The following is a 14,092-nucleotide window of genomic DNA, read 5'->3' on the forward strand; positions in this document are numbered from 1 at the left end:
TCTCGCGGGCTGGAAGGCGTGCAAAGCATACGCTACTCGATCAACGGTTCAGAGGTGCAACGAAGCGACTGGCCGCCCGGCTGCGGATTTCAGGCTGATCCTGATCGATCACCTCGAAGGCAATGGTCTGGGAGCTGCTGCTGGGTCGTTCAGCCAGCATGGCCACCGACACCGGCAAGTCGATGATTTCCCCGGCGGCCAGGCTCAGGTCGGTCCTGCCATGCAGTTCGAAGCCCGGACTGTCAGCGAGGGTCAGCCGGTATTGCTGGGTTTGCTGGGTCTTGTTGATGATTTTCAGGCTGTAGATATTCTCGATCTGGCCTTGGCTGTTTTCCCGAAACAGGCCGCGATCCTTGCTGACGTCCAGGGACACCATGGGCCGTTCAACCAACGCCAGCACCAGGGCGCCGATCATCAGCAGCAGCACCGCGCAGTAACCCAGCAGACGCGGGCGCAACAGTCGAGTGGTGCCGCCTTGCAGCACTCGTTCGGAGGCGTAACGCACCAGGCCGCGTTCGTAGCCCATTTTGTCCATGATCGAATCGCAGGCGTCGATGCACGCGGCGCAGCCGATGCACTCCATTTGCAGGCCGTCGCGGATATCGATGCCAGTAGGACAGACCTGAACGCAGACCTGACAGTCGATGCAGTCGCCCAGCCCCAATGTCGCCGGATCGGCTTCGCGCTTGCGCGGTCCACGCTGTTCGCCGCGCGTCGCGTCATAGGCAACGGTCAAGGTGTCCTGGTCGAACATCACGCTCTGGAAGCGTGCGTACGGACACATATGCAGACACACCGCTTCACGCAGCCAGCCGGCATTGATATAGGTGGCCGCCGCAAAAAACACCACCCAGAACAGGCTGACGCCGCCCATCTCCAGGGTCAGCAACTCTTCGGCCAGCGGGCGGATCGGCGTGAAATAGCCGACGAAGGTCAGACCGGTCAGCACGCTGATCAGCAGCCATAACGTGTGTTTGGCCGAGCGGCGCAGCAGCTTGTCGATACTCCAGGGTGCGGCCTCAAGCTTGATCCGCTGGTGACGTTCGCCCTCGGTCAGTTTTTCGCACCACATGAAGATCCACGTCCAGGAACTCTGTGGACAGGTGTAACCACACCAGACCCGCCCGGCAAACACCGTGATCGCAAACAGGCCGAATGCACAAATGATCAGCAACGCCGACAGCAGGATGAAATCCTGCGGCCAGAAGGTGGCGCCGAAGATATGAAACTTGCTCTCGGCCAGATCCCACAAGACCGCCTGGCGATTACCCCATTGCAGCCAGACCGTGCCGAAGAACAGCAGGAAAAGCAGCCCCGTGCCACTCAGGCGCAGGGAGCGGAACAGGCCGGTAAAGCTGCGGGTGTGGATCAGGCTGCCGGATGTTGGCCGGGGCCCGGTACGAACCGGTTGGCCGGGCTCAATGATCTGTACGGGGATTCTCTCGCTCATGCCAGGTGCTCATCTACCGCTAATCAGGTGACGAGACTATGGGCGCCGCTCTGTAACTAAAACAGATGCAGCTCTACGATAAAAAACCATATCAGATGGTGTTTTGAGTAATGTTTGCGGTAATGGAAGCTAAGCGACAGTCAGCGTGATCTGAGTCAATCCGCCGACTGCCAAGCTGTGCTGGATCAATTGACTGTCAGTGGGTTTTCAGTGTCGCGATCCACCGTGTGGTGGCGTAAATCCCTGGCATTTCGGACGGTCAGCGCATCGGCTTCCTTTTCGGTGATGGGTACCTTGATACCGCCGATCTCGGCTTCCGACATGTGGGTCGCGTCGTTGGTGGTGATGGCTATGTCGACCACTTTGCTGGTGTACTTATCTGTTTCGATTGTTGCGGTACAACTTTCGTTGGTGTCATCAAATTCCAGTGGCATGGTGAACTCCTTTCAAATGAGGCCTACTAGATTTACGACCATTTGCCGAGGGCAACGTTCTGAGCGGTATGCCAGCACTCCGGGCTAAGGTCGATGTCGATTGGAGTAAGATTCGAGTATTGGACTCGCACTGACGACGAAATGCCGCGAATGAGCCAGCCGCTTCCCGGATAAATCCGGTCCCACGAGGTCCTCATCGGTCAGATGCCGTCAGGTTGTCGTTTTTTTATTCCGCAAAATCGTCGCCCAGAATCGCCGGCGGCTCTTCTGCTGGCGGGTCGCCCACGGGCGTCGGGATTACCGGCGGCATGGTGGGCGGCGGATCTTCATCGGGCTTGGGTACCGGCAGTGCAGGATCATCAATCATCGGATCGGGCGTTTCTGGCGGGATCGGAATGCTCATTGGCTTCACCTTCCTGTGGGATGCGCTGTGGAGTGTGGCGTGCAGGACCGGCCGAGCAGGCGGTCTTGTCAGGCTCGAGAGTTTCGACAACGTGCTGTTGCCGATGACTCCACGTTCGTCTCCAGTTGTGTCTACGCTGACAAGCGCCAGTGCTCGGTCCGCTTGAAAGCTCTTTGAACTTTTAACCCGCCGCACCGCTCGGAAACTAGGCGACCGGATCACACGAGCCAGTATGAATTGCTCCGGTTGCCAAATTTTTGTCCAGCAGCCCGTTTCGGGCTGTCCGCAACCTCTATTGCATGGATTCGCACAGGAGCGTCCCTGGGGCGTGAGGAGTGATGCTCGATGAATGTGACTGCCGATCAGCCATTTGGCCCCGATTCCCTGGCCACCGATACCCAACACCCGGCTCGACCGATTACCTTGACCCAAGCCTTGCAATTGCCGCGCATCGTGATCGAAAGCACGACGCCGGTGATCGACGGCGGGCTGTTTGCCGCCAAGGCAATCGTTGGTCAGCCAGTCCCGGTCACCAGCAAGGTATTCGCTGACGGGCACGATAAACTGGCGGTCAAGATTCGTTGGCGCGCCGCCGACGAAGAGCATTGGCACACCGCGCCGATGCGCGAGCTGGTCAATGACAGCTGGGTCGGTGAGTTCACCCCGACCTCCGTCAACCGCTACGTGTTTCGCCTGGAAGCGTGGATCGACCAGTTCGCCAGCTATCGCTATGAGCTGGAGAAGAAATTCAGCGCAGGCGTTTCCATCGAACTTGAGTTGATTGAAGGCAAAATTCAGTTGGAACACGCTGCTGAACGCTCCAAGGGCGAGCTGCAACAGCAGCTTCATGCTGCACTGGGCGAGCTGGAAAAGGCCGAAGCCGAGGAAAAGGTCGCGTTGCTGCTGCACAGTGAAACCGCAGCGCTGATGAACCAGGCGGATAACCAGACATTCCTGAGTCGCAGCGTCGAGTTTCCGCTGGATGTGGAGCGTGAGCTGGCACAGTTCGCCAGTTGGTACGAACTGTTTCCGCGCTCGATCACCGACAATCCCGAGCGTCATGGCACGTTCGACGATGTTCACTCGCGGTTGCCGACCATCCGCGACATGGGCTTTGACGTGCTGTACTTCCCGCCAATCCACCCGATTGGTCGCGCGCACCGTAAAGGTCCGAACAACTCGTTGACCGCAGGTCCGGATGATCCGGGCAGCCCGTACGCAATTGGTAGCGAGGAGGGTGGTCACGACGCCATTCACCCACAGCTGGGTACTCGTGAAGATTTCCGCAATCTGGTTGCCGCTGCTGCCGAACATGGCCTGGAAATCGCGCTGGATTTCGCGATCCAGTGTTCCCAGGATCACCCATGGCTCAAGCAACATCCGGGCTGGTTCACCTGGCGTCCGGACGGCACGATCCGTTATGCGGAAAATCCGCCGAAAAAATATCAGGACATCGTCAACGTCGATTTCTATGCGCCTGACGCGATTCCCGGCCTGTGGCTGGAGCTGCGCGACGTGGTTCTGGGCTGGGTCAAGGAAGGGGTGAAGATCTTCCGTGTGGACAATCCGCACACCAAGCCGCTGCCTTTCTGGCAATGGATGATTGCCGATATTCGCAGTCAGTATCCGGAAGTCATGTTCGTCGCCGAAGCGTTCACCAAGCCGGGCATGATGGCCCGTCTGGGCAAAGTTGGTTATTCCCAGAGCTACACCTATTTCACCTGGCGAAACACCAAGGCTGAATTGACCGAGTACCTGACCGAGCTCAACGAGTCGCCGTGGCGCGAATGCTATCGTCCAAACTTCTTCGTCAATACGCCGGACATCAACCCGCCGTTCCTGCAGCAATCGGGACGTGCCGGCTTTCTGATCAGGGCGGCGCTGGCGACCATGGGCTCCGGCTTGTGGGGCATGTATTCCGGTTTCGAGCTGTGCGAAGCCGCGCCGGTTCCGGGCAAGGAAGAGTATCTGGATTCGGAGAAATACCAGCTGCGTCCGCGAGACTTCACGGCTGCGGGCAATATCATTCCTGAAATCGCTCAATTGAATCGTATCCGGCGCCAGAATTCGGCGTTGCAGACCCATTTGGGCCTGAAGATTTATAACGTCTGGAACGACAATATTTTGTACTTCGGCAAGCGCAGCGCCGATGGCAGCAATTTCATTCTGGTTGCCATCAACCTGGATCCGTTCAATGTTCAAGAAGGGCAATTTGAGCTGCCGCTGTGGGAAATGGGCCTGCCCGACGATGCCGCGACCTCCGGCGAAGATTTGATGACCGGGCATCGCTGGACCTGGTACGGCAAAACCCAGTTCACGCGTCTTGACCCGGCCTACCAGCCTTTCGGCATCTGGCGTATCCAGTCCACGAATTAAGCAGCAGGGACACATTTATGGCGAAGAAGCCCAAGAGCGCGGCGTTTATCAATGACCCGCTCTGGTACAAGGACGCAGTGATCTACCAGGTTCACGTGAAGTCTTTTTTCGATTCGAACGACGACGGGATTGGTGACTTTCCCGGCCTGATCGCCAAGCTTGATTACATTGCCGAGCTTGGGGTCAACACCATCTGGCTGTTGCCGTTCTATCCGTCGCCGCGCCGCGACGATGGCTACGACATTGCCGATTATCGGGGTGTGCACAGCGATTACGGCACCATGGCCGACGCCAAAAAGTTTATCGCCGAGGCCCACAAGCGTGGGTTGCGCGTGATCACTGAGTTGGTCATCAACCACACTTCCGACCAGCATCCGTGGTTCCAGAAGGCCCGTGCCGCCAAGCCGGGCTCCAAGGCGCGGGACTTTTACGTGTGGTCCGACAGCGACCAGAAGTACGACGGCACGCGCATCATCTTTCTTGATACCGAGAAGTCCAACTGGACCTGGGATCCGGTGGCGGGGCAGTATTTCTGGCACCGTTTCTATTCCCACCAGCCAGACCTGAACTTCGACAATCCGGCGGTCATGGAAGCGGTGCTGGAAGTCATGCGCTATTGGCTGGACATGGGCATTGATGGCCTGCGTCTTGATGCAATTCCGTACCTGATCGAACGTGACGGCACCAATAACGAAAACCTGCCTGAAACGCACACGGTACTGAAAAAGATCCGCGCCGAAATCGACGCCAATTACCCGGACCGGATGTTGCTGGCCGAGGCCAATCAATGGCCCGAAGACACCCAGCTGTATTTTGGCGATACCAAAGGCAAGGATGGCGATGAATGCCATATGGCCTTCCACTTCCCGCTGATGCCGCGCATGTACATGGCGCTGGCTCAGGAAGACCGCTTTCCGATTACCGATATCCTGCGTCAGACCCCGGAAATCCCGGCCAACTGTCAGTGGGCGATCTTCCTGCGCAACCACGATGAACTGACCCTGGAAATGGTCACTGATCGTGAGCGCGATTACCTGTGGAATTACTACGCCGCTGACCGCCGCGCACGGATCAACCTGGGTATTCGTCGGCGTCTGGCGCCGCTGGTCGAGCGCGACCGTCGCCGCGTCGAATTGCTCAACAGCATGCTGTTGTCGATGCCTGGCACGCCGACCTTGTATTACGGCGATGAAATCGGCATGGGTGACAACATTTATCTGGGCGATCGCGACGGTGTACGCACGCCGATGCAGTGGTCCATCGACCGCAACGGCGGCTTCTCGCGGGCCGATCCGGCAAGCCTGGTGCTGCCGCCGATCATGGACCCGTTGTACGGTTACCTGTCGGTCAACGTCGAAACCCAGAACAATGACAAGCATTCCCTTCTGAACTGGAATCGGCGCATGCTGGCTGTGCGCAAGCAGCAAAAGGCCTTTGGTCGCGGCACCTTGAAAATGCTGTCGCCGAGTAATCGGCGGATTCTGGCGTACATCCGCGAATACACCGGACCGGATGGTAAAACCGAAATCATCCTGTGCGTGGCTAACGTTTCCAGTGCGTCGCAAGCCGCAGAGTTGGAGTTGTCCAATTATGCAGGCACGGTGCCGGTCGAGATGTTGGGTGGCAGTGCGTTTCCGCCTATTGGCCAGCTCAACTATCTACTGACTTTGCCGCCCTATGGTTTTTACTGGTTTTTGTTGGCATCGGAGAACCAGATGCCAAGCTGGCACGTAGAGCCCGCGCAGAGCATCCCGGACTTTCCGACCATGGTTCTGAAAAAACGACTCGAAGAGCTGCTCGACGAACCGTTGCGCAGCACGATGGAAAACAACTCGCTGGCCGTCTACTTGCCTAAACGTCGCTGGTTTGCGGCCAAGGACAAGGCGATCGACAAGGTTCACATCGCCTATGCAGTGCGTTTTGGCGATGCATCGCACCCGGTTCTGCTCAGCGAAATCGAAGTCACCGCAGGCGATCATCAAGGCCGCTATCAGTTGCCGTTCGGCTTGTTGGCCGAGGATGACATCAGCAGCGCATTGCCTCAGCAACTGGCGCTGGCCCGTGTTCGTCGTGGACGCCAGGTCGGCTTGATCACCGATGCCTTTACCCTGGAAACCTTCATCCGTGCGGTCATTCAAGGCATGCAGGCTGAAACCGTGCTGCACAGCAGCGAAGGTGAGTTGCGCTTTGAGCGCACCGCGTTGCTAGAACCGCTTGGGCTGAACAGCGAATCGGAAGTGCGTTACCTGTCTGCCGAGCAGTCCAATAGTTCGGTCGTCGTGGGCGGCGGTCTGGTGCTGAAAATGATCCGTAAGGTCACGGCAGGGGTTCACCCGGAACTGGAGATGGGTGCTTACCTGACCAATGCGGGCTACAAACACATTTCGCCGTTGCTGGGTTCGGTGGTGCGGGTTGGCAATGATGGCGAACCTAACCTGCTGATGATCGCTCAGGGTTATCTGAGCAATCAAGGCGACGCGTGGGAATGGACGCAGAACAATCTGGAACGTGCGGTGCGCGATGAAATGGCGCACGGTGTTTCCGGACAGGAACAGCATTACAACGCCTTGCTGGAGCTGGCTGATTTTTCCCGCAACCTTGGGCAACGCCTCGGCGAAATGCATCAGGTGCTGGCGGCCAAAACCGACAATGCCGACTTTACTGCCGAAGTGACGACGGTCAAGGAAAGCCTGGCTTCGGGTAAAAGCGTCGCTGCGCAGATCGAGCGCGCCTTGCAGTACCTGGAGCAGCAGAAGTCGCACCTTGAGGCGGCTGATCAGAAACTGGTGACCGACCTGCTGGGCAAGCGCAAGCAAATCCTCAACCACGTGCAGGCCCTGGCCAAGCGTTCGGTGGGCGGCTTGCGTATCCGGGTGCATGGCGACTTGCACCTTGGGCAGATCCTGGTGGTCAAGGGCGATGCCTATCTGATCGATTTCGAAGGCGAGCCTGCTCGTCCGATGCACGAACGACGCGCCAAGCACAGCCCGTACAAAGACGTGAGCGGCGTGCTGCGTTCCTTTGATTATGCCGCGGCCATGGCCGTGCGCAGTGCGCAAAGTGTCGATACCTCACCGGAGGCTGGCGCCGCGCGCCGTCGTGTCGCCGAGGCGTATTTGAGCCAGGCCCGTGAAGCGTTCATCGAAGGCTATCGCTCGACCACCACGAAACTGGCGCATGCCTGGAAAGATGCCAAGGGTGAAAGTGCCGCACTTGAGCTGTTCACCCTTGAAAAAACTGCTTATGAAGTGGTCTACGAAGCTGAAAACCGCCCGACCTGGTTGTCGGTGCCGTTGCAAGGCTTGCTTGGGCTGCTGAACCTGTCTGATGGAGAGTCTCAATGAATGCGCCTGATAAAACCGGCGCGGCTCCGCAGTTGATGCCCGCAGCCGCGGACATGGATGCGTTGATCCGTGCTGAACACCGTGACCCATTCTCTGTACTCGGCCCCCATGGCGATGGCGCCAACGGCCAGTTCATTCGGGCTTACCTGCCGGATGCCTTGAGCGTCAGCGTGTTGGCCCGTGATGGCGAACGTGAGCTGGGTCCACTGCAAATGAGCGAAGTGCCGGGGTTTTTCGTCGGGCATTTCACCGAAGCTCAGCCGTACTTGCTGAAAATCAACTGGGCCGGCGGTGAGCAGATCACCGAAGACCCGTACAGCTTCGGCCCGTTGCTGGGCGAAATGGACCTTTACCTGTTTGCCGAAGGCAACCATCGCGACCTGAGCAGCTGCCTGGGTGCGCAGGTCAAGAATGTCGACGGCATTGATGGCGTGCGCTTTTCGGTCTGGGCGCCCAATGCGCGGCGTGTCTCGGTGGTCGGCGGTTTCAACAATTGGGACGGCCGTCGTCACACCATGCGCTTGCGTCACCCGACCGGCGTTTGGGAAGTGTTTGTGCCGCGCCTTAAGCCAGGCGAAGTCTACAAGTACGAGATTCTGGGTGCCGATGGCATCCTGCCGCTAAAAGCCGATCCTATGGCTTTGGCGACCACCATGCCGCCGGATACGGCCTCGAAAGTCGCCGCGCCTTTGCAATTCGACTGGAAAGATGACGCCTGGCTGGCCTCCCGTGCAGAGCGTCATGCGGCTAACGCGCCGTTGTCGATCTACGAGCTGCACGCGGGTTCGTGGCAGAAGGAGCAGAACGAAGAAGGCGAGTGGCGCCAATACAACTGGCATGAGCTGGGCGAGCGGCTGATCCCGTATATCAAGGAATTGGGCTTCACCCATATCGAGCTGATGCCGATCATGGAACACCCGTTTGGCGGCTCGTGGGGCTATCAACTGTTGGCGCAATTTGCCCCGACTGCGCGCTACGGCTCGCCGGAAGACTTCGCCGCCTTCGTCAACGCCTGTCACGAGGCGGAAATTGGCGTAATTCTTGACTGGGTGCCGGCGCATTTCCCGACCGATACCCACGGCCTGGCGCAGTTCGATGGCACCGCGCTGTACGAATATGCCAACCCCCAGGAAGGCTTTCACCAGGACTGGGACACGCTGATCTACAACCTGGGCCGTACCGAAGTGCATGGTTTCATGCTGGCCTCGGGGCTGCACTGGCTCAAGCATTTCCACGTCGACGGCCTGCGCGTGGACGCGGTGGCATCGATGCTGTATCGCGATTATTCGCGTAAAGCCGGGGAGTGGGTGCCTAATCGTTTTGGCGGCCGCGAAAATCTGGAAGCCATCGATTTCCTGCGTCACCTCAATGACGTGGTCAATCTGGAAGTGCCCGGCGCATTGGTGATTGCCGAGGAGTCCACGGCCTGGCCGGGCGTGAGTCAGACCACGCAACAGGGTGGCTTGGGCTTTGCCTATAAATGGAACATGGGCTGGATGCACGACACCCTGCATTACATGCAGCAGGATCCGATTCATCGCGCCCATCACCATAGCGAGCTGAGCTTCGGGCTGATGTATGCCTGGTCGGAAAAATTCATCCTGCCGATTTCCCACGATGAAGTGGTGCACGGCAAGCATTCGCTGATCGACAAAATGCCTGGCGACCGCTGGCAGAAATTCGCCAACCTGCGCGCTTATCTGACGTTCATGTGGACCCATCCTGGCAAGAAATTGCTGTTCATGGGCTGCGAATTCGGCCAATGGCGCGAATGGAACCACGACGAACAGCTGGACTGGTATCTGTTGCAATACGCAGAGCACATCGGCGTGAAAACGCTGGTCAGCGATCTGAACCGGATCTATCGCGACGAGAAAGCGCTGCACGAACGCGATACCGAGCCGATGGGCTTCCAGTGGTTGATCGGCGACGATGCCGCCAACAGTGTTTTCGCCTGGTTGCGCTGGAGCAAGGAAGGCGAGCCGCTGCTGGTGGTCGCCAACCTGACGCCTGTGCCGCGCGTGAACTATCGCGTCGGCGTACCGTTCGCCGGCAAGTGGAGCGAGCTGCTCAACAGTGACGCGCAAACCTATGCCGGTTCCAACTTCGGCAATGGCGGCGCAGTGCAGACGCAAGACAGCAAAAGCCATGGCATGCCGGCTTCGCTGGAACTGAACCTGCCTCCGCTGGCAGTGTTGATCCTCAAGCCTTACGCTGAGTAATCGACAGGCAGCGCGGCGCTCCCGGTGAGCGCCGCGTTGTGGTTTTACCCGCGCATTACCAACTGATTCTCACCCCCAGATTGCCCATCAAGCCTTCCAGATTGTCATCGTCAACGTTGCCGCTGTAATCGGCGCTGACATACAGACTCACTTCCTTGGATACCTTGGCCACCAGACCGATTCCTACGTCTGCCGTGGTGGATTTGTGCTGGGTCTTGATCCTGTCCACGTGATCAAAGGTCACCGTGTCCGAACCGCCAAAGGTGTGCCAGAGATTGCTGCGCACATAGGGTTCAACGGGCATGCCGCTGACCATGTACCGACCTTTCAGACGCGCGCCGACGCGGCCGGTGCTGTAGGCCTGGGAATCAAACGAGATGTGGGAAATCCCGTCATTCTGGCTGTCCAGGTTGATGTGTTGGTTGATCACTTGCACCTGGGGTTCGACGACCCAGTGGGTTGAAACCGGAATCGGATAACCGGCCTCCAGGGAAAAACTCAGTGCGCGGCCTTTGGTGTCGATTCTCACGGCCCGATCCGAGCGAGCGTATCCATCGAGCCGCGTGCCCATTGCCACCGCATCGACGTACCAGCCTTTCGGGTCGACCAGTGTCCAGTACACGCCCACGCTGTCACCCTCGATTTTGAGTTTGCCAGTGCGGTTATCTCTGAAGCCACCGGCAAAGCCGTCGACATGACCTTCCAGGCGACTGTGGCCGACGAAGAAGCCCGTGCGTTGGGAACCGCCGCTGGCAGTCTCCGAGGCGTACAGGTCATGGCCGACCTGATAACCCTTGAGTGATGCATCCAGGCTCGGATCCACTGTGCCGGACCAACTGCGCTTGAAGTCATTGCCGAACGCCCGTGCCCAGCCCGCCGGTACGAAACCGGATTCACTGAGCAGGCTCTGTTCGCCCTGGCGATCATGAAAAGTCCCGAGCGACATTTGCGTCAACATGGCGGCAGCTGGCGTCGCTACCGCGTAATTGGGCACTTCCATGCGATACAGCGTAATCGGTGCCGCGCCCCGGACTGGCGCCGGCAGCGGCGGGGTGCCGATGGCGGCAACCGGGACAGTCGCGGCCGGCTGCACGGGCACGGGCGTGGTAGGTGTGGTGGGCGTAGTCGGTGTGACGGGCGTGGTGGGTGGTGTTGTTGGTTCGGTGGGCGTGACAGGCGTAGTCGGTGGCGTTGTTGGTTCAGTTGGCGTGACTGGCGTAGTCGGTGGCGTTGTTGGTTCGGTGGGTGTTACGGGGGTAGTCGGAACGGTAGGTTCCACAGGTGGCACAGGCGTAGTGGCCACCGCGATGGGTGGAGACAAGACGGTCGAGCGCAGGAACCAGCTGTTTTCCGAACCGGCTGTCGCGCCGCCTTTGAACAGATAATATTCATACGCCCCGACGGACAATGAGTTGCTCAGAGCGAACGCACTGTTAGTGCTGGTTGCGCCCTCGCTGGCCTGCACGAGTTGAATGCCGTTCTGCTGAGTCACAGCGCCCAGCCCACCCAGATTGGTGACATTGATCTGCGTAGTCCCGCTGATCGCGCCCTGAGCCACGACCAGCTTGTCGCTGGCTGAAGAGTCGTCGCCCAATACCGATTGCAGCAACAACTTGCCGCTGTTGCCGATGTAGTTGCCGCGCACGGTCAGGGTGTCGGTTGCCTGGCTGCTGCCGGTGGTCATGTCCAGGGTTCCGGCGTTGTTCAGGGTTGCCAGTTGCCCGGCGGTAAAGGGGCGCAAGGTTCCGGCGGCAGACGTGACGGTACTGGTGCCGTCGATATTGAACATGCCAGTGCCGCTGGTTGCGTCGCCGAGGACCATTTCTCCGGCCAGGTCCATACGCGAGCCATTGTTGAGGTTGACCGTTTCCCAGTTGGCATAGCGACCGGGAACAGCGGTCGTCGATGCGTCGAAGGTCAAGGTGTCGGTGCCCGCTCCGCCGTCTAGCAGGGGGTTCGAACCGAGGAAGGTTTCCGTGAGATGGGTCAGGGTTGCGGTGTCATTTCCGTCGGCCATCAAAACAGCACCGCGGATCAGACCGCCGTCGCGCCAATTGAACGTGTCGTTGCCGAAGCTGGCGCGTATCTCTCCACGTACCTCGCCACCACTGATGGAAACGCTGTCGTCGCCACCGCTGACACTGACGTTGCCGCCGACAGTGCCGCCGGAAATGATGATGGTGTCCTTACCAAAACCGGTGACCAGATTGCCGATGATGGCGCCACCGGACATGTCGAAAAGATTGTCATCCAGTTTCATGTCGACGCGGCCGATTGTGCCGCCAGTCATCTTCGCGCTATCCCCATCCTCGAAGGCATTACTGATAGTGCCGCCAGTCATGAGGAAGGTGTCCAGCCCGTCGCCCTGTGCAAGCGAGCGCAGGGTGCCACCGGACATGACGAAATCATCGCGCCCCGAACCCTGGCTGACATCCAGCGAGATCGCGCCCGCAGTCATCGCAAAGCTGTCCAGACCATCGCCCTGGATGACGTTGCCGGTGATTTTGCCGGAATCCATCTGCACGTGATCGTTGCCGGGGCCGAAGGTGACGTTGCCGGTAACTGCGCCGGTGCCGCCCGCAGGGAAAATCAAAGTGTTGTTGCCGGAAGGTTTGGTTAGCGCGCCACTGCTGCCGCTGTCACACGTCTGCACGGGTTGGGCGAGGGTGGTAGTCAGATCACAGGCCGCTCGCGCCGGATTGCACCACATGCCAAAGATTGCGACGGGCAGGACGGCCAAACGCCATGGGCAAGATTTGCCACGGGGGTGGTTCATGATGTCTCTCCCTGAGTAGCGTAGTCAGGGAGGCGGTCAGATCGTGCCTGCGGGCCACGCTAAAACGCACGACATGTCAGACCAGCGACATTGCGTTTTTCCATGTGTAATAGGTAGTTGCATCTTTAGTAGAGAAGTGATCCACCTGCCCGTCAAGTAAATGACCGACGGATGGTTGGCGCAGGGCCACGGATTTTGCAGTGCTTCAGAGGTGAACTTCTACCGCGAGCGGCAGATGATCCGACAGATGTGTCCAAGGCCGGTTGCCGAGGATCTTTGGTGAGTGGCTGCTGGCATTGCGCAGATACACGCGATCCAGACGCAACAGTGGGAAGCGTGCGGGATAAGTCTTGGCCAACAAGCCGTGATGGCGCTCGAAGGCTTCGTGCAGATAATCACAACGCGCCAACGTGGCATTGCCCCGCAACTGCCAATCGTTGAAATCCCCGGCGATAATTACCGGTGCATGGCTGGGCAACGAATCCAGCAGTTTGCACAGCAGGTCCAGCTGCAATTGCCGATGACTTTCCAGCAGGCTCAGATGCACGCAGATCGCGTGCACTTCATCGTTCCCCGGCACCTGCAATACGCAGTGCAGCAGGCCACGGCGTTCGGGACCTGTGATGGAAATGTCGAGGTTGCGATGGCTCAGAATCGGGTACTTGGAGAGCAGGGCATTACCGTGATGACCGTCGGGATAAACTGCATTGCGGCCGTAGGCAAAATCGCTCCACATGCTGTCAGCCAGAAATTCGTAGTGGGAAGTGACGGGCCAGTCATGATGGCGTGACGCGTGACCATCGTGGCTACCCAGCACTTCTTGCAGGAACACCAGATCGGCGCCGGTACTGCGCACGGCTTCGCGCAGTTCCGGGAGAATGAAGCGTCGATTGAACGCGGTGAATCCCTTGTGGGTATTGACGGTCAGGACACGCAGCTTGTGGACGTCCGGGCTGTTGCTCATGTCCACTGCATTACCCTTTATACCAGCAGGATCAGGGGGCACACGAACGCTCCTAAGTACGGCAAATGTCTAAATGGGACTGATGCGTACGCTGGCAGTTCATCTTTTTTGGCCCCGATTTTT

Annotated in this window: 8 protein-coding genes; 3 read left to right on the forward strand and 5 right to left on the reverse strand. The window is 58.8% G+C overall.

What is annotated here, in order from left to right:
• Positions 1-40: 40 nt before the first annotated feature.
• The 3 genes from ccoG to AABC73_RS12660 form a co-directional block, all read right to left on the reverse strand.
• Entirely contained in the window at positions 41-1,450 is a 1,410-nt protein-coding gene (ccoG, locus tag AABC73_RS12650) for a cytochrome c oxidase accessory protein CcoG (protein ID WP_341523869.1), read from the reverse strand.
• A 185-nt stretch (positions 1,451-1,635) separates the two neighbouring features.
• Positions 1,636-1,884: a DUF3203 family protein gene (locus AABC73_RS12655; protein ID WP_341523870.1), complete on the reverse strand. Its 249-nt coding sequence runs from the start codon at positions 1,882-1,884 to the stop codon at positions 1,636-1,638.
• Between the two features lie 226 nt (positions 1,885-2,110).
• Entirely contained in the window at positions 2,111-2,287 is a 177-nt protein-coding gene (locus AABC73_RS12660) for a hypothetical protein (RefSeq protein ID WP_341523871.1), read from the reverse strand.
• A 345-nt stretch (positions 2,288-2,632) separates the two neighbouring features.
• Between AABC73_RS12660 and AABC73_RS12665 the strand changes: the two genes are divergently transcribed.
• The 3 genes from AABC73_RS12665 to glgB are packed head-to-tail and all read left to right on the forward strand — an operon-like array spanning position 2,633 to position 10,229.
• On the forward strand, positions 2,633-4,663 hold the full coding sequence (locus tag AABC73_RS12665) for an alpha-1,4-glucan--maltose-1-phosphate maltosyltransferase (RefSeq protein ID WP_341523872.1): 2,031 nt from the start codon (positions 2,633-2,635) through the stop codon (positions 4,661-4,663).
• A 17-nt stretch (positions 4,664-4,680) separates the two neighbouring features.
• On the forward strand, positions 4,681-8,007 hold the full coding sequence (treS, locus tag AABC73_RS12670) for a maltose alpha-D-glucosyltransferase (protein WP_341523873.1): 3,327 nt from the start codon (positions 4,681-4,683) through the stop codon (positions 8,005-8,007).
• A complete protein-coding gene (gene glgB, locus AABC73_RS12675; RefSeq protein WP_341523874.1) occupies positions 8,004-10,229 on the forward strand; it encodes a 1,4-alpha-glucan branching protein GlgB in 2,226 nt (741 codons plus the stop codon). Before treS ends, glgB begins: the two co-directional genes overlap by 4 nt.
• A gap of 55 nt (positions 10,230-10,284) precedes the next feature.
• Here glgB and AABC73_RS12680 read toward each other — a convergent pair whose 3' ends face one another.
• Both AABC73_RS12680 and AABC73_RS12685 read right to left on the reverse strand, forming a co-directional pair.
• Entirely contained in the window at positions 10,285-13,005 is a 2,721-nt protein-coding gene (locus AABC73_RS12680) for an autotransporter outer membrane beta-barrel domain-containing protein (RefSeq protein WP_341523875.1), read from the reverse strand.
• Between the two features lie 205 nt (positions 13,006-13,210).
• Positions 13,211-13,969, reverse strand: coding sequence for an endonuclease/exonuclease/phosphatase family protein (locus tag AABC73_RS12685; RefSeq protein WP_341523876.1), 759 nt, complete (start codon positions 13,967-13,969; stop codon positions 13,211-13,213).
• Positions 13,970-14,092: the final 123 nt, after the last annotated feature.

The sequence above is a fragment of the Pseudomonas sp. G.S.17 genome (assembly GCF_038096165.1).
Classification (GTDB): Bacteria; Pseudomonadota; Gammaproteobacteria; order Pseudomonadales; family Pseudomonadaceae; genus Aquipseudomonas.